This window comes from Trinickia violacea (assembly GCF_005280735.1).
Lineage (GTDB): Bacteria > Pseudomonadota > Gammaproteobacteria > Burkholderiales > Burkholderiaceae > Trinickia_A > Trinickia_A violacea.
The window spans coordinates 3902734-3919044 of sequence record NZ_CP040077.1 but is presented as its reverse complement, the minus strand read 5'-3'; the positions used below and the strand labels follow the sequence as shown (position 1 = coordinate 3919044).

At 61.2% G+C, this 16311-nt stretch carries 13 protein-coding genes; 8 read left to right on the top strand and 5 right to left on the bottom strand.

Annotated features, from left to right (window positions below):
* Nucleotides 1-325: 325 nt before the first annotated feature.
* The 3 genes from FAZ95_RS17900 to FAZ95_RS17890 form a co-directional block, all read right to left on the bottom strand.
* On the bottom strand, nucleotides 326-715 hold the full coding sequence (locus FAZ95_RS17900) for a DUF1330 domain-containing protein (RefSeq protein ID WP_137333671.1): 390 nt from the start codon (nucleotides 713-715) through the stop codon (nucleotides 326-328).
* 523 nt (nucleotides 716-1238) lie between these two features.
* On the bottom strand, nucleotides 1239-2450 hold the full coding sequence (locus tag FAZ95_RS17895; protein WP_137333670.1) for a glycosyltransferase: 1212 nt from the start codon (nucleotides 2448-2450) through the stop codon (nucleotides 1239-1241).
* 55 nt (nucleotides 2451-2505) lie between these two features.
* Entirely contained in the window at nucleotides 2506-3939 is a 1434-nt protein-coding gene (locus tag FAZ95_RS17890) for an O-antigen ligase family protein (RefSeq protein WP_175425637.1), read from the bottom strand.
* Nucleotides 3940-4280: 341 nt separating this feature from the next.
* Between FAZ95_RS17890 and FAZ95_RS17885 the strand changes: the two genes are divergently transcribed.
* Nucleotides 4281-5495 (top strand): acyltransferase family protein, encoded by a 1215-nt coding sequence (locus tag FAZ95_RS17885; RefSeq protein ID WP_137333669.1) that lies wholly within the window; start codon nucleotides 4281-4283, stop codon nucleotides 5493-5495.
* Nucleotides 5496-5510: 15 nt separating this feature from the next.
* On the opposite strand, the gene FAZ95_RS17880 is transcribed toward FAZ95_RS17885, so the two are convergent.
* Nucleotides 5511-6737, bottom strand: coding sequence for a glycosyltransferase (locus FAZ95_RS17880; protein ID WP_137333668.1), 1227 nt, complete (start codon nucleotides 6735-6737; stop codon nucleotides 5511-5513).
* A 416-nt stretch (nucleotides 6738-7153) separates the two neighbouring features.
* Here FAZ95_RS17880 and FAZ95_RS17875 point away from each other — a divergent pair, with 416 nt between their 5' ends.
* On the top strand, nucleotides 7154-8401 hold the full coding sequence (locus FAZ95_RS17875) for an oligosaccharide flippase family protein (protein ID WP_137333667.1): 1248 nt from the start codon (nucleotides 7154-7156) through the stop codon (nucleotides 8399-8401).
* On the top strand, nucleotides 8401-9474 hold the full coding sequence (locus tag FAZ95_RS17870) for a glycosyltransferase family 4 protein (RefSeq protein WP_137333666.1): 1074 nt from the start codon (nucleotides 8401-8403) through the stop codon (nucleotides 9472-9474). The genes FAZ95_RS17875 and FAZ95_RS17870 overlap by 1 nt, the downstream gene beginning before the upstream one ends.
* Nucleotides 9475-9498: 24 nt before the next feature.
* Here FAZ95_RS17870 and FAZ95_RS17865 read toward each other — a convergent pair whose 3' ends face one another.
* A complete protein-coding gene (locus FAZ95_RS17865) occupies nucleotides 9499-10689 on the bottom strand; it encodes a glycosyltransferase family 4 protein (protein ID WP_137333665.1) in 1191 nt (396 codons plus the stop codon).
* 223 nt (nucleotides 10690-10912) lie between these two features.
* Between FAZ95_RS17865 and FAZ95_RS17860 the strand changes: the two genes are divergently transcribed.
* From FAZ95_RS17860 to FAZ95_RS17840, 5 genes are all read left to right on the top strand, one after another.
* Nucleotides 10913-11596 (top strand): methyltransferase domain-containing protein, encoded by a 684-nt coding sequence (locus tag FAZ95_RS17860; protein WP_137333664.1) that lies wholly within the window; start codon nucleotides 10913-10915, stop codon nucleotides 11594-11596.
* Nucleotides 11597-11899: 303 nt separating this feature from the next.
* Complete coding sequence (locus FAZ95_RS17855; protein ID WP_137333663.1) at nucleotides 11900-13861, top strand: dehydrogenase E1 component subunit alpha/beta; 1962 nt, start codon at nucleotides 11900-11902, stop codon at nucleotides 13859-13861.
* Nucleotides 13858-15252, top strand: a complete 1395-nt coding sequence (locus FAZ95_RS17850; RefSeq protein ID WP_137333662.1) for a 2-oxo acid dehydrogenase subunit E2 — start codon at nucleotides 13858-13860, stop codon at nucleotides 15250-15252. Before FAZ95_RS17855 ends, FAZ95_RS17850 begins: the two co-directional genes overlap by 4 nt.
* Entirely contained in the window at nucleotides 15252-15968 is a 717-nt protein-coding gene (locus FAZ95_RS17845) for a 4'-phosphopantetheinyl transferase superfamily protein (protein WP_137333661.1), read from the top strand. The genes FAZ95_RS17850 and FAZ95_RS17845 overlap by 1 nt, the downstream gene beginning before the upstream one ends.
* Nucleotides 15969-16032: 64 nt before the next feature.
* Entirely contained in the window at nucleotides 16033-16278 is a 246-nt protein-coding gene (locus FAZ95_RS17840; RefSeq protein ID WP_137333660.1) for a hypothetical protein, read from the top strand.
* Nucleotides 16279-16311 lie beyond the last annotated feature (33 nt).

Below are 16311 nucleotides of genomic sequence, written 5' to 3'. Positions count from 1 at the left end.
TCTCGACCTGAAGTGGTTACACGCTCGTCTCAGCATCGGACACTCGTAACACCCCCTTGCCGAGCGCCAGTACACGAGCATCAACTGGTTCTTCGCCGGGTTGACAACTCGGAACACTCCAATATGCGGCGCCTGAGTCCAGTTGTTAACTCACGCAACCTTTCTGTGCTGAGAGAGCATCAAGCACTCACGCCGCGTTCGGACTGGGTGTTAGGTTGGATGGGTATGTCTGACTAAACTATCTGCCTGACCGGTAGTGGTACAGATTGAATGAAATGAAAGAGGCCGCCTAAGTTGACGGCCTCTACATTGCGACTGACGCGAACTATTGCGGGGCTTCTACGGCGATGATGCGGAACGAGGAAGCATATTTGTCGCCAATCTTTCTCGCCTCTTTGAAGGCCGGAGAATTATAGGCAGCGATGGCTTTGTCCATGTTTTCGTAGCTGGCGATCACATAGCGCGCCTTGGGCGGTGTGCCTTCAATCGTGACGTTTTTCCCTCCAGCAACGACCTTGAAACCGGACCCGCCGTCGCTAAGTGCTTTCGTCGCGAGTGGAAGAAACTCCTTCGTGTAACCCTCTGAGTTTGTTACGTCGACTTCTGCAACAACGTAGGCGATTGGCTTAGCCTGAGCATGAAGTCCTTGGATCGCCGCTCCTCCAATAGCAGCACCGGCGACGAGCGCGATAGCGACTTTGTTATTCGTTTTCATGAAGCCCTCCCTGTTTGGTAGTCAACCCGCCATATCTGAAAAAACGACCCCGTTAAGCTGCCTTCTGCGCTGCTTCCCAGTCTTCAACACCGTAGTCAAGTTGATCTCTGTTGTTCTTTATTTATGTGCGGTATCGAGCGATGGGGAAGGCATGAGCCTCAAACCCTAACTGAACGGAAGGCCAGGCCCAAGAGAGCGGATTTAGGTTTTGTGGGGCATGCGTCGCAAGACGAGCCTTTTCAGACCTTTGCTGACCTCCAGCCCCGATTTGATTCGAACGGACGAACTTCCGTGCCGCGTACTGACGGGACGCACGGCGAGCAATAACGGTTTCCCACGCTTGCGCTCGGAACACCGGCACTAACAGGGTTGAGTGCCTCCGGGCGAGGCCGTCCGCCCAGGACGCGCTTTTGGTTACTTTTGGCAAGGACAAAAGTAACCCCGGTCCCGGGGAGGGACGGACTATACGGACCGCCGCGAATTCAAAGTTGTCGCGACAAAAACCACAAACCAGCGCTGCTCCTCACGACTTGGAAGCCGACACAGCGCCGAGCGACGGCGCATGATCTCCAGCCTGTGCGCTGAGCACATCACCTTGCAGCACCTCGATCAAATCACGCGCCATCGCCGCAACGGTAAACCGCGCCTTGAACGTCGCCGCGGCTTGCACGCGCATCGTCTCGCGCGCAGCAGCATCGAGCGATAACCAGCAGCGCAGCGTCTCCTCAGTGCCTTGGACCGTATCCGCCGCGACGAGCCCGGCGCCGCCCTCGGCGACCTCGCGCCAGATGTTGACCTTGTCGGAGATCAGCACGGGCACCCGGCATCCGAGCGCTTCGGCGACCGCGATGCCGAAGTTCTCCTGATGCGACGGCAAGAGGAACGCGTCGCTCGCGTGGAACGCTCCCCATTTCAACTCGCCCTGCAGCATGCCCGGCCACGTAATGCGCGAGGCGATGCCGAGTTCGCCGGCGAGCGTCTTGAGCTCGGCGCTCCAGCCGACGCTATCGGGGCCGGCGATGACGAGATGCGCGCCGGCGTCGAGCGAGGCGGTCTTTGCGAACGCGCGGATCAGGAGATCGCAGCCTTTCTTCGGGTGAATGCGCCCGAGGAACAGCAGCACGCGGCGATGCTTGAGCGCCGGAAAGGCGGCCCAGAAACGTTCGCGCAGGCGCTCGGCGTCGGCGGGCGGCGATGCCGTGCCGAACGACACGACACGCTCGCTGGCGCGATAGAGCCAGAACGATTGCCGCGCCTGAATGCGTTCTTCTTCGGCCGTGAAGAGCACGGCGCGCGCATCGCGCAGCACGCGATATTCGGCCCATGGCCAATACAGCCATTTCTTCAGATGCTTGAGCGGATAGGTGCGCTTGAACCACGGGTCGAGCATGCCGTGCGGAAACACGTAGTAGGGCACGTCGAGGTCGTGCAGCGCCTTCCACGCGCCGTAGCTCTGGTATTGCCAGAGGCCGTTGACGACCGCGGCGTCGAAGCGTGGTGCGTTTTCCCGCAGCCACGGCACGAGACGCGGCGTGTAGCCGTAGGTGCTGTTTCCGGGGCCCAGCGCGGTAACGGGCAACGGGAAGTCAGCGACGTAGGGCGCATCGGGCGCGTCGAGCGACGCCACTTCGACCTGATGTCCCATCGCGATGAGCTCGAGGCCGCTTTGCCGCACCCCTTCCGTCGGGCCGCCGGCTTTCGGATCGAGCGTCGGAAGCAAGTGCAGGATTTTCATCGGCATCCCTTGTGTATCGGTTGTCCGTCTGAGTGACGCGTGCCGCACGCGGCGTTCATATCGTCGGCTCGGTGCGCTCGCCGATACGCTCGATGCGTTCGAGCCGCCCTTGCGTGCCGGCGGTGGTGTCGCGCGTCGGCGCGAAATGCGGTTCGCGCCGGCGCTGGGCTTGGCGCTGCCGCTCCGAGCCCGATACGCGGTGCGGATGCGTGAGCGCGAGGCGCTTCAATTGGACATACATCGCGACCATCAGTCCGAGCGAGACCCCGAACACGAGGCCGGAAAAACGCGGGCCGAGCGGATTGCCGCCGATCGACGTCGCCGGCAGCGCCGCGGTCACGAGGATCGCGCGCCCGAGCACGGGCAGGTAGGGGGCGGCCGGCGCGGTGGCGCGCCAGCGCCGGTAGGCCGCGGTGCATTTGTAAAGCGCGACCAGCACGGCGATCGGCATCGCAATGCCGAACAGGATGCCGCCCGCGAAGAACTGATAGACCCAGAAGTTGTGGCCGGCCGCCCAGTCATGGACGGCGTAGAAGTCTTTCTTGCTGAACTGGCCGGCAAGGTCCGGCAGATACTGCGGCGAGTAGTGATAGATGTGCCCGTAGCCGACGCCGGTGAGGATGGTCGTCGGCGATTGCATCGTCTGGTCGTACTGGTCCCGCATTTCGGCGAGGCGGGTGATCGTGGTCGGGTCCTTGCCGGTCTTCGTGTCTTCCGACGCGAAGAGAATCCGCTGCGTCCAGTGCTGGCCGACGCCGGGAAACATCTGCATGCCCGCGAGCGTCATCCCGGCGATCACGATGCCGGTGGCGAGCGCGCGCACCGCCGCGCGCACGAGATAGCGCGGGGAAGGCGCGCTCATCCAGGTGGCGAGCGCGAACAAGAGCGCGGTGCCGAGCAAGAGACTGCGCGTGACGCTCAGCAACTCGACCAGGACGGTCCCCATGAAAAGCGCGAGCGTAAACGGCGTGAAGCGCTTGGCGATCACGAACTCATGCAGCAGCACGGCTTGCAGCGCGAGGAACGTCGGCGACACGATCCGGAAGCGCACCTCTTCGAGCGCGCCGCCCGTAGCCATCCCGTAGACGAACGTGAAGACGAGGCAGATGACGTTCCCCCAGAACATCGCCTTTTCGATCTGCTCGATGCGCGAGTCCTGCCAAGGGCGGCAGCAGGCGAGATAGCCGAGCATGAAAAGCCCGAACGGCAGAATCACGCGCAGATAGTTGCCGACATCGTTGCCCTGGATCAGTTGCGTGATCACGCTCGCGGGCACGCACAAGATCAGCGAGAAGGTGACGAACGCGCGCAGCTTCGATCTGCCTGCGAAGCGCGGCGCGATCATCCAGAGCGCCAGGCCCGCGGCGAGCGTCGGCAACGTCAAGAGGACTTGCGCGAGGTGGCTCGAATTGTCGTCGACCGCCTTGTAGTCCATCGCGAGCGGACATAGAAACAGCCATATCCAGAGGTTCGCGTAACTATTGCGCATGGCAGGTTCTCGTTCAACGGGGGGCTTTCCGGCAAACGCGTGCCGGTACGTGGTGTCTCCCATAGAAGCCGGTCTCTCCCTGTGTTTTTTGAAACGCGAAGTTTCAACCGACTATACCGCCAGCAACTCGCGTTCCCGGTTGCCGCGGCGTGAAACGACTACCAATCGGCGTCCTGCGACTGATGGATTTCCCACACATGCGGGCACGCGCATTGCTGAATGTCGGCACCTGCCGTGATGTTGGCGGACGAAGGCTGGCAGGCCGAACGAAGATGCGAATGCAAGCAATGTTTGAACAAAGGGATCGAGCAGAACGTGCAATCCCAAAAGGGGGAGGTCGGATGCAATTATTCGGGGGCGCCAAAGCGATCGTGCGCGATCGCACGATCGAGCTGGACTTCGTACGCGGCATTGCCATCATTGCCGTGATGGGCTTTCACTTCCATTCGGTCCATACCGGTTACTGGTTTATCCCGCTCATCGAATATCCGCTCAAGAGCTTCGGCCGCGAGGGTGTGAATCTGTTCTTCACGCTGAGCGGTTTTCTGGTCGGCGGGCTGCTGCTGCGCCAATACGCCCAGACGGGCCGCGTCGATGCGCGCCGCTTCATCGTGCGGCGGATCTTCAAGATCTGGCCGGCGTACTACGTGCTGATCCTGTTTCATGTGCTCGCGGGGCGTCACCCGACCGGCACCTTCCTGTGGCAAAACCTGACGCACATGCAGAACTACTTCGGCACGTCGATCACGCAGACGTGGAGCCTGGCGGTCGAAGAGCACTTCTATCTGTTCCTGCCGGCGTTGCTGCTGCTGTTCGCACACTGGCGCGTGCGCGCCAACACGATTCTCGGCGTGCTCGGCGCGATCTGCGTGGCGGTGCTGATCGCGCGCTGCGTGGTGGTGGCGCAAGGCGATCTCGACGCGGCGTTCGCCTATACGCAATACCGCATCGACAGCCTGCTCGCGGGCGTGATCCTCGCCGTGTTCTACTGGATGAAGCCCGAGACCTACAGGCGCTTCGCACAGAAGAAAGGCGTGCTGATCGCGCTGCTGGTGATGCTCGCCGCATGGCTCGTCCTGGCGACCAAGCACTTCGCGATCGACGAAAGCATCGGCTACACGATTCAAGCGATCGGCTATGTCGCGCTGATCGTGTTCGTCCTCGAGTACTCGTCCAAAGTCCGCCAGTCGCGCGTGTTCCGCGCGGTGGCATGGATCGGCGTGTATTCGTACGGGATCTACCTCTGGCATTCGATCGCGCTTGCGCCTGGCGACATCCTGATCCACAAGACCGCCGCGCTCGGCGTGCCGCCCCTCATCGCGTGGGCGATCGTGCTTTCGGGGCAAGCCGCGATTGCGATTACCGTCGGCTATGTGACGACGCGCGTCGTCGAGTTCCCGTTCCTGCTCCTGCGCAACCGGTTGTTCCCGGCGCGGCAGCAAGTGCTGAGCGTCGCGGCGGCGAAGGTGCCGCCCGAAGCGGAAAGCGCGCCTCAGAAGAGCGGGAAGGCGGAGGAGGTGGCCGCCGTGAGCGGCGTCGGCGAGCAGCCTTCGTGAAAATTGCCGAGGGTGTCACGGCGCCCAGCCGACTGCCTGCTGAAGCGTCAGCTTGAACTGCGACAGCGTATTGCGTTCGAGCAGATGCTCGCGCGCGGAATGGCCCGGGATACGCCCATGATGCCGTGAGAACAACACGTCCTCGATCGCAGACGCGATCGTGTCGGGTGCGAGGTTCTGCACCACCGGGCCCAATTCGCCGGTCTGGCAGAACCAGCCGATCAGGCCATCGGCCGTCGCGATCACCGGCTTGCCGAAACGATACGCCTGCACGAGCACGCCGCTCATGCCGTAGTGGCCTTTGTAGCCGAGCCACACCGCGTCACAGGCGGAGAACAGATCGAACTCCGTTTCGTTGCTGATGAACGAGTCGAGCATCAGCGGCGTCGGCGACATGCGCGGCGCATTCTCGTGAAGAAACTCGCGGACCTCCAGATCCTGCTCGCCGGCGACGATCAAGGTCGGCGGATCGTCCATCTGCATCAGCGCCTCGACCAGTTCGCGGATGCCCTTGCGCTCCGTGATGGCGCCGTACACGAGCAGATAGCGCCCCGGCACGAGCCCGAGCCGCGCGCGGGCCACCTGCGGGTCTTCGGCGGTCGCGTCGGGGAACGGATCGGCCAGATATTCGATCGCGGCGCCACGCTTGGGCTTCGAACGCGCGCACCATTCGAGCAGGGTCGGATCGATCGACAGCAGCGTGCGCATGCCCGCCGATTTCACCGCGCGCCTGAAGAGCCGCGCCTTGACCGCATTGACGAGCGGCCGGTCGGGCGCCTTGACGCCGACCTTGCGGTGATGGAACGACGCCCGCATCGTGATGCCGACCCACGGCGTCTTGCCGAACGGCGATCCGAGGAACGGCAGCGCGTAAAAAAAGTAATCGACGTAAGGCACGACGACGAGCGCGAGCGGATGAACGCGGCTCAAGATCCGGTACGCGTGCTCGAAATATCGGTGATAGCGTACGTAGCTGACGCGGTCGAGCGCGCGCCCGAGGCCGCGGCTGCGATCGGGCGGATCGACGAACGCAATTTCGAGGTCGGGGCGGTTCGCGGCAAGAATCTTGCGTGCGAGGCGATGGTCCTCGTTGCTCGATTCGGTGACGATGAGGCAGGGATGACCGGCTTCGGTGTACGCATCCGCCGCCCATTCGGCGTAGCGCCACCGGTGTCCGGTGAAGTTCGGTTCGACGATCAGCACGAATTCGCGTGACGTCGCGGGTTTCTTGGCATGTGCCATCGCGTGTCGGCCAGTGTGAGTGCGTGGGTCAACCTTAGCATCGTACTTGCTGATCGAACGGCCAGATTCGCCGTTTTCCTGGCGAAAAAAGACAGTGCGCTCGCAAACGGCTATGCGGATATTGCCTACTAGATGGCGCTCAAAGATGCGGCGGACGGGTTACTTTTGCAATCATTGCCGGGCGGTAAGCCATACGGACGAATTTATCGCGTCCGGTGGCGCAGGACCAGCGTCCGGTAAATGGGTTCGTACGCTTAATAACGCTGTCGGCCTGCCTTAGCGCTTCAGCGCTTAGGCAGGCCCCATGCAAAGCTGTCGGCTGGCCTTTGCGCTTCAGCGCTTAGGCACGCCCCATGCAGCGCACCTAATCTGATTCCATGCAACGCACTCGATGCGAACACACGACGGGGGACCGAGTGAGATCTGTAAGGCTTCCGGCGTTTTCCATGCAGGCGAGCTTCGGCACGAGCGCCGCCACCTGGGTGCTGCTGCAGCAGGTGATCGTGCGCGGCCTCGTGGCCGTCAAGTTTCTCGCGATCGGCCGGATTCTCGGGCCGGCGGCGATCGGCAGCGTGAGCGTCGCGCTGCTCGCGGTGGCCATTGCCGAATCGCTGTCCGATACCGGGCTCGCACAAGCCGTCATCCAGGGCCGCGAGACGCCTTCGCGCGCCGAGCTCGGCGCCGTCTGGACGACGCTTGCCGCGCGCGGCGCGTTCGTCGGTCTGCTGCTCGTCGCATTGGCGCCGCTGATGCAAAGCCAGTTCCATCTGGGCGGCTCGCTTCTGCTGCTGCAGCTCGCCGCCGCGCTGCCGTTGATCCGCGGGATTGCGTCGCCGACTTACTTCGTCGTGCAGCGCGAGCGCCGCTTTCAGCACATCGCCGGCGTGGAGATCTCCGCGGCGTTCGCCGACTGCACGATCGGGCTCGTGCTCGCGCTGGCGGGAGCCGGCGCGTATTCGGTGCTGATCGGCATGGTGTTCGGCGAGGCGCTCAAGAGCACGCTGACGTGGGCCACCATGCAGCCGCGTCCGCCGCTCAAGCTGTCGTGGGCGGGAATCGGCCACTACATCGGCTTTAGCCGCTGGATCTGGGCCAGCAGCGTCGTCAACCTCGTGCTCAATCAGTTCGACAAGATCGTCGTCGGCAAGCTGCTCGGTCCGGCGCAACTGGGTGCGTATCAGATGTCGTCGCGGCTCGCGCAAATGCTGCTTGCCGATGCCGCAATTGCGATGTCGCAGTACCTGTTCCCGACGTTCTCGGCCCAGCATCGCCACGATCCCCACACGGCCGCGCGCGTGTTCAAGCTCTACCTGATCGCAGCGACCGCAGGCCTCGCGGTGATCGTGGTCGTGCTGCGCATGGTCGCCGCACCGCTGTTCTCGCTCGTGCTGGGGGCTGCGTGGATGTCGGCCGTGCCGCTCTTCAAGATCTTCGTCATCAACATGGCGATCGGCGCGCTGATCGCCGTGCTCGTCTCGTACCTGCGCGCGGTCGGCGATGCGCGTGCGGCGACGCAGGCGTCGGTGATGCAGATGATCGTGCTGTTCGCCGTCGTGCCGCCCGCTACGCACTACTGGGGCGTGACGGGGATCGCGTGGGGAATGACGGCCGGCCTCGGCACGGCTGCGCTGTGGATGCTTTATCGGACCATCAGGGTGTCGTGATGCGGATTCTTCACCTTGTCCTGGCGCCGCGCTTGTCGGGCGCCGAGGTGCTTGCGAAGGACCTTGCCATCCATCATCGGCGGCAGGGCAACCCGGTGTGCGTCACGTCGCTCACGCCCGAGCACGAGGACTTCCAATCGCTGCGCCGCGACCTGCAGGAGAATGGCGTGCCGTGCCGCTTTCCGCGCAAAGCGCACGGCTTGGTCGGCAGGCTCTGGCATCTGTACCACGTGATTCGCCACGAAAAGCCCGATGTGATTTTTGCGCACGCGACGATCCCCGCGTTCTATGCGCGAGCGTTGCCGATCGGCGCGCCGATCGTCTATGTGATGCATTCGGCCACCAACGATTTCGAGCGCCACTTGTTTCGCAGCGTCGAGCGCATTCTGTCGCCTCGGGCGCGAGCGGTGATCGGCGTATCGCAGGCGAACGTCGAGGACTATATCGCCGCGGTCGGCCCGCACCCGCTGATGACGGTGATTCCAAACGGCGTCGACATGGCGCGCTTCGCCAGCCAGGCCAACGATAACGACGTGATACGCGCGCCCCGGATCGTCCAGATCGGGCGCTATACGTCGGTCAAGAATCAGTTGCAGACGGTGCATGCGTTCGGCGAGGTCGTGCGCGAAGTGAGCGGCGCGAAGCTTCTGCTGTTCGGCGTGATCGAAGATCCGGCGTATCACGCGGCCGTGATCGACCTCGTCAACAAGCTCGGGCTCACGGATCGCGTCATCGTCGATGGGCCGCGGGCCGATGTGTCGAAGGTGCTCTTCGACGCGAGCGTCTTCGCGATGCCGTCGCGCTCGGAAGGGCACAGCATCGCGTTTCTCGAAGCGCTGGCCTCAGGGATTCCGGTGGTCGGCAGCGCGATTGCGCCGTTCGCGTTCGCAAAGGACTTTCCGAACGTGCAGTTGCTCGACACCAACAACACGACGGCTTACGCGGGCGCGCTCGTGACGGCGCTCGGCCAGCGCCGCGCCGAACGCACGCTGACGGGCCTCACGCTGCAGGATTCGGCCGAGCGCTATCTGGCGGTGGCGCGCCAGGTCACGCATGCCGGCTCGGCGTCTTGAGAACGGAACGGGCGAGGCGAGCGGTCAGCGGCTTGCCTGATGGCTCACGGCCGGCTCCGGCGCGGTGAGCGACTCGGCGAGATCGAACAGATTTTCCGCGAACAGGTCGGGTGTCCACTCGCGCACCCCCGCGAACGCATGGGCGGCCAAGCGTTCGCGCAACGCGGGCGAGCCGCCGAGCTGCTGCATGCGCTCGGCCAGCCGCGCGGCGCTGCCGGGCTCGATGATGAAGCCGTTGACGTTGTCGCGCACCATTTCGTTTGCGACGCCGCAGGTGCGCGTGACGATCACGGGGCAGCCTGCGGCGAGCGCCTCGTTGATGCACAGACCCCATTGATCGAAGGCGCTCGCGAGCATGACGAAATCGGCGAGCGCATAGATGCCCGGCATGTCGCGATTGGGCACGGCGGGGAGGATGGTCACGTGCGAGGCGAGTCCAAGACGCGCGATCTGGGCGGCGAGCGCGTCCCCGCGCGGTCCCTGGCCGACCAGCACGAGCGCCACGCCGCTCGCCGCGAGGCCCGACGCCGCATACGCGTCGACGACGATGTCGACGTTCTTGCGCGGCACGAACCGCGCGACGCACAACACATAGCGCGACGGCAGTCCGTACCTGCCGCGCACGCGCGGCGCCTCTTGGCGGGCCTGTTGCGCGGCGTCGCGGATATAGCCGACATCGATGACGTCGAAACCGATGCGCGAGCGCTCGAGCGGCACGCCGAGCGACTCGGCATAAGCGCGATGTTTTTCGCCGGCTACGAGCGCGCCGTCGAACTGCGAGACGAGGAAACGCTTGGCGCGCTCCTTCAGCATGTAGCGCTTGCCGTCGTCGGCCTTCGAGTCGGACATGTAGACGAGCTTGTAGCGCCGCGTGAGCAGTTTCAGCAGGCACAAGTACAGGGAGTAGCTGGTGTTGTAGCCGAGCGTCACGACGCAATCGGGCACCGTGCGCCGCACGATCGGGGCGAGCTTCGCGCCGACGCGCAGCCAATGCGCGTCGCCTTCGGCGGCGTCTTCGAGCAGCGTGACGCAGTGCTGGGGTTTCGTGCTGAAGAACTGCCCGCGATAGGGTTGCGGATAGGCGTACGCCTTCGATGTACCAAAGATCTCGACGAGCGACAGGTCGATTCCGCGTTGCGAAGCAACCCGGTCCAACGCCTGATAGCGCGGCACATGGTAGTCGCCGAGGTTGCCGATAACGAAGAGAACGCGCATACGGCGGATGGAATAAACGTTGAACCATGGCGGCAGAGTCCTACCGTTATAAGGCGTTTTTCCTTTGGGGCCCATAGGGTGGCGATAAAGAGCCGGAATTTGGCGGGCATACACTGACTGACGCGATAGCAAAACGGCAGCGCAACTGCCAAGCTTGGCTGGCACCGCAGTCCAAGGTCTGGTCACGCGGTAAAAATTCGCTTGGTGGATTCGGGGGCAGAAGATGCGAGATATCTCCTACGAAGAACAAACCGTCAATTCTTCCAACCTGCTGGCGCGATACGCGCACCGGACCAGAATGGCGGTCGCGCTGCAGCTCAGCATGCATGCCTGTCCGGAGCACGCGACCGTCGTCGACTTCGGAGCGGGGCCGGGGCTGTTCCTGCATACGCTCGGGCAGTCGCGCCAGGATCTCTGCCTGATTGGATACGATCCATTCGTCATACCAGCGTATCCCGAGATTGCCTACGCCGGCTCGCTGAATCAGATCGGCGCGGCGTCAGTCGACCTTCTCACGGCTTTCGAAGTCTGCGAACACCTTTACCCGCAGGAGCTGGCGCAGTTGCTCGACGACGCAGCGCGCATCATGAAGCCGGATGCCGCATTCATCATTTCGGTGCCGATCATGTACGGCCTTGCAGTGATACCCAAGGTGGCGAACTGGATGTGGCGCCATCGCAAAACCTCGACCGAATACAAGATCGAAGAGATTCTGCTGTCGGCAGTCGGCGTGCGCGTGACTCGGGCAGAGAACTTGCGCGGCAGCCACAAAGGGTTCGACTTTCGCGAGCTGCACAAGACGCTCGACAAGCACTTCATCGTTTCGAAGGTGCGGTGCAGTCCCATCGCATCGATGCCATGGTGGCTCAGTTCGCAATATTTCATGATCTGTCGAAAGCGTGCATGAGGACCGGTGTAGGCGAGCGGCGATGGAAAGCGCGATATCGCACATTCTTGGCTGTTGGACGGATACAAAATTTCTGAAGGCGGGCCGTCTTTTGTTTTCCACCACGACGCCTCCGCCGCGCTCGACGATGGCCATGCCGTTGCCAAAGAACAAGCCCAGAGATCAGCCCTAAAGAACCACGATCCGAGCGGCTCGCGAAGGACCATCAATTGCTACAGCGGAGTAGGCGGAAACCGGCGGCCGCGAGCTAGGTGCGCTCGCGCTGGGAAACGGAACGGCAGTAACACGTTGGAGGAACACGGGATGCTCAGGGAATCAGAAGGCAGCTTGCTAATCTCCACAACGAAAATCCTCGAAAAGGCTCTGATATCTCGTTTCGTCGAGGAGTCTTTATTGTCCTTGTTCAGCGAAGGAAAGCTTCACGGCACCGTCCACACTTGCATTGGGCAAGAACTCGTGGGAAGCGTCATATCGGAATTCTTACTCGCTGACGACACCATTTTTTCGAATCACCGTTGTCACGGACATTTTCTGTCCCGTCATGGCGACATAGAGGGTTTGATTGGCGAACTGATGGGGCGGGAGACAGGCGTGTCCGGCGGTCTCGGGGGGAGTCAGCACCTGTACAAAGACGGGTTCTATTCCAATGGAATCCAGGGTGGAATTGTCCCGGTGGCTGCAGGATTGGCACTGGGGCATAAATTAAGGCAGCACCAAAACATTTCGGTGGTGTTTATCGGTGACGGCACCTTGGGCGAAGGGGTGGTTTACGAAACGTTCAATATCGCTTCCAAGTGGGAGCTGCCGTTGCTCATTGTTCTCGAAGACAACAAGTATTCACAGTCCACTTCGCAGGAAGAGACGCTAGCCGGAACAATTGAAGGAAGGGCCGCATCGTTTGGCATTGAAACGATCAAGGCCAACACGTGGGAGCCGAAGGAGCTTCACACTGTCGCCGGAAACGTCATCAAGAATATTCGCGCCGACTCGCGCCCCAGGCTCCTCCATGTCGAGACGTTCAGGCTGAAGGCGCACTCCAAGGGGGACGACACCAGGCCGCGTTCCATCGTGGAGCCTTTTGAACAACGCGATCCGTTAAATCAATTCCTGGCGAACATGTCGGAGGCGGAAGCGGCTTGGGTCGACGGCCTTCGTCAAACCGTGCGAGACGCCATTGCGAAGGCTGAGCGCGATCCTCGCGCATCGATGTCCTTTGAAGCGGGTGCTCCTCCTCTTCCTTCCTGGACCGAGGCAAGTATGCCGGAGCGGTCACGCGTCGTTTCCGAGCTGAACAAAGTGCTTGACGGCATGATGTCCGAAAGCGACAAGGTATTGATTTTCGGTGAAGACGTTTTGTCTCCCTATGGCGGCGCATTCAAGGTCACCAAAGGCTTGTCCGAGAAGTTTCCGGAACGAGTCAGGAACACGCCGATATCGGAAGCGGCGATTGTCGGGATCGGCGTTGGCTTGGGGTTGACGGAATTTCGGCCGATCGTCGAGATCATGTTCGGCGATTTTATCGGTCTTGCTTTTGATCAGATCGTCAATCATGCCGCGAAATTCCAGCAAATGTACAACCAGCAGGTGAGTTGCAATGTGATCGTCCGGACTCCAATGGGGGCCGGGCGTGGCTATGGCCCGACACATAGTCAAAGCTTGGATCGGCACTTCTTTGGCGTTCCCGGGCTTCGCGTGCTGGCCATGAATCACTTGACCGCCCCGGAGCAGTTGTATCGTCCGCTAGGCGCACAGCAATGCGGCCCAACTCTGGTGATTGAAAACAAGCTGCTTTATGGCAGTTACCTCATGGCATCTCCGCCTGAAGGGTATCGGCTATATCACTCCGACGAATCGTTTCCCACAGCCTGGCTGCGCCCCGATGCAAACGAAATAGACGTCACGCTGCTTGGCTATGGCGGCACAAGCGAACTTCTCGTCAAGGCGTGCGAGTTGTTGTTTGAAGAGCACGACTTGATCGCGCAAGTGATTTCGGTGATGCAGGTCTATCCGTTTTCGGTCTCCTCGATCGCCGAGCGTGTGGCAGAGGCACCCTGCTTGCTGATTGTTGAGGAAGGCCAACAATTCTCTGGTTTCGGCGCGGAAGTGATATCGCAGCTTGCGGAAAATGGGCAATTGGCTGATGTTTCCGTCGGCAGATTGGCCCCGCCGCCGTATTGCATCCCATCGAGCGGCCCACTCGAGCAGGAATATCTTCCAGACGCCAATAGCGTAGTTCAAGCCGTGCTGCGGATGAGGGCATCATGATAACGACGGTTCCGACGCCTCGAATCAATACAAACGACGACGTAGTGGAAGTCGTTGAGTGGCACGCTGTCGAAAACGACTATGTCGAGGTAGGGCAAGATGTCGTCGACGTGGAGACATCCAAAACCGTCGTCACTATTGCTGCTGAGACGGCTGGATTCGTTAACCCGTGCGCGAAGAAAGGAGCGGTGATCAAGGTCGGTGATCCGCTATACCTATGCGCCGATTCCAAGGAGGAGTTTGCGGCCCCCGCCTCAACCATGCCGTCGCCTGATACGGTCTCGATCGAACCACCGCAGGCTACTGACAGTCGTTCCACCACGATTCCTGCTGTGCGAGGCTCATTCAAGGGGACGCGTTTCTCGAAGGCAGCCCTGCAACTCATTCGGGACAGGGGAATGTCGCCTGACGATTTTCCCGACGGCGGATTGATCACAGTAGGGATGCTCGATCCTAAACAAAAAGCCGCCGGCGTTGCGGCGAGGACGTCGGCTGCCAGGCATCACGTAGAAAAGAAGGAGTCGGAGACGGCAACCGCGATAGCCATTCCGATAGCTGCGCGTGTCGAATCGGTTTCTTTAGCCAAGCGGGCTGAAATAGAGGTTTTGACCAAGGGCGAATGCGGCAACATCAATAGCATGTTGTCGGTGATGTTTGATTCGCACGACATTCGCACGAGACTGCGAGACGAGGGCAGGTTTGACGGAAATATTCAACCGCTCATTCTCTTCGAAGTATCGAGACTGTTGCAGCAGTGGCCGCAGTTCACCGCGTATTTCGACGCGGATCGCGTGATCTATTACGATCGAATCGACTTGGGATTGGCCATCGATCTGGGGCGGGGCCTCAAGGTCGTGACGATTCGAGACTCGGACAAGCTCATGCCGATCGATTTCTTTGAGCAAACCATCGAAATCGGACTGCGCTACATGGAGAACCGGCTGAGCTCGGATGAGTTGGTGGGCTCCACGCTTACCGTTACGGATCTGTCGAGTTTTGACATTTTGTATTTTCATCCGCTGATCAATGGCAGCCAGTCGGCCATCGTCGGCATCGGGGGCGACAGCTCACAGTCAGGGCACCCCATGTCTCTGAATATGACATTCGATCATCGCGTGTCGAATGGCCGTGAAGTGGCCACTTTCCTCAAGGAACTCCGCGAGCGTCTCTTGAGCTATGCGCCGGCGCGCCCCAAAGCACCGAACCGTTTTGCCGCACCACTTGAGGTTGGAAGCCCATCGACTTCTCCTCGCGCGATCTGCTGCGACGGGTGCGGCATTGAACTTGCTGCTTACATGAGCGACTCCGGGAGAAATGGGTACATGCTCGCCTACTATCGAGACGATGGATCCCTGGGTGGCGTGTGTCATAACTGCCAAGGAGGATTTTGATGGACCGAGATGAGGTGTTATCGGTTCTTTCATTCATGTCACGAAAGAAACCTGACACGATTCAGCAGCATGCCTCGCTAGGAACGCTGGGGATCTCGTCGTCGTTTGGCATCTCGGCGCTAAGAAGCCGTCTCGAGTCCACGGGAAAAGTTTCGTTGCCCATCCTAAGCCAGCAAACAACCGTGGAGGAGTTGATTACGCTCGTCGCAAAAGATCAGCCGAAGGAGGGAGGCTTAGCGGCTAGACCTATTCAGGCTGACCCGATTCCAAGCATTCGGAACCAGAGTGAATCATTGCTGCTGCGAGAGACAGTGCCTGGCAATATGGGTCTCGGCATGGACATGCAGGAAATCGAATCCCTTCCGGTGGCGGGAGACTACCGAAGCCACGACTTCTATGCGAGCCATTTCCTGCCGAGCGAGATCGCAACCGCGATGCTGAGATCGAATGCTCGCGCGACCCTTTGCGGCATCTTCTGCGCGAAGGAGGCAGCCAAGAAATCGCATAGCGATCTGTTGAACCTTCGCATGAGTGAAATCATCGTGGAGCACGAGCCAACGGGACGTCCCACCATGAGGCTGGATGAAAGCTGCGCTTTCGTTCGTCACTTCCAATTCACAATCAGCATCACGCACACGTCGCAGTTTGCCGCCGCCACCTGCATTACCACGTGGAGCGACGATAGACGATCCCGCGCCAAGCGCGCTGGGGACTAGAAAAGCTTGAATTACCGCAGATCTTCGGGAGGCTTGCCTCCTGCGATCTTCGGGGGAGAAGAACATGGACCTGCAAACCTACACGGACCTGCCGCTCGACGAGCGCGCCGCATTCGAACTCGCTTGTGCGAGACGCGGCTTTGCACCGATGCACTTCGACGTCTCCAGCACGGAAGACATCATCGACGGCCACAGCGAACGGCTCGTGACGATCCGGCGCGGATGCTGGACACAGTCCTACCGGGCGGATCGTCCTGGCCAATGGATTCATCAATTCGAAGCCGACCTTGTCTGTCGACTTTTCAAATAAGCCCGCCCCTTTCGAGTAACAATTTGTTACTTT

Coding starts and splice junctions, on each gene's coding strand:
- FAZ95_RS17900 (WP_137333671.1), bottom strand. CDS start 715: ATGAAAACGAATAACAAAGTCGCTATCGCGCTCGTCGCCGGTGCTGCT.
- FAZ95_RS17895 (WP_137333670.1), bottom strand. CDS start 2,450: ATGAAAATCCTGCACTTGCTTCCGACGCTCGATCCGAAAGCCGGCGGC.
- FAZ95_RS17890 (WP_175425637.1), bottom strand. CDS start 3,939: ATGCGCAATAGTTACGCGAACCTCTGGATATGGCTGTTTCTATGTCCG.
- FAZ95_RS17885 (WP_137333669.1), top strand. CDS start 4,281: ATGCAATTATTCGGGGGCGCCAAAGCGATCGTGCGCGATCGCACGATC.
- FAZ95_RS17880 (WP_137333668.1), bottom strand. CDS start 6,737: ATGGCACATGCCAAGAAACCCGCGACGTCACGCGAATTCGTGCTGATC.
- FAZ95_RS17870 (WP_137333666.1), top strand. CDS start 8,401: ATGCGGATTCTTCACCTTGTCCTGGCGCCGCGCTTGTCGGGCGCCGAG.
- FAZ95_RS17865 (WP_137333665.1), bottom strand. CDS start 10,689: ATGCGCGTTCTCTTCGTTATCGGCAACCTCGGCGACTACCATGTGCCG.
- FAZ95_RS17860 (WP_137333664.1), top strand. CDS start 10,913: ATGCGAGATATCTCCTACGAAGAACAAACCGTCAATTCTTCCAACCTG.
- FAZ95_RS17855 (WP_137333663.1), top strand. CDS start 11,900: ATGCTCAGGGAATCAGAAGGCAGCTTGCTAATCTCCACAACGAAAATC.
- FAZ95_RS17850 (WP_137333662.1), top strand. CDS start 13,858: ATGATAACGACGGTTCCGACGCCTCGAATCAATACAAACGACGACGTA.
- FAZ95_RS17845 (WP_137333661.1), top strand. CDS start 15,252: ATGGACCGAGATGAGGTGTTATCGGTTCTTTCATTCATGTCACGAAAG.
- FAZ95_RS17840 (WP_137333660.1), top strand. CDS start 16,033: ATGGACCTGCAAACCTACACGGACCTGCCGCTCGACGAGCGCGCCGCA.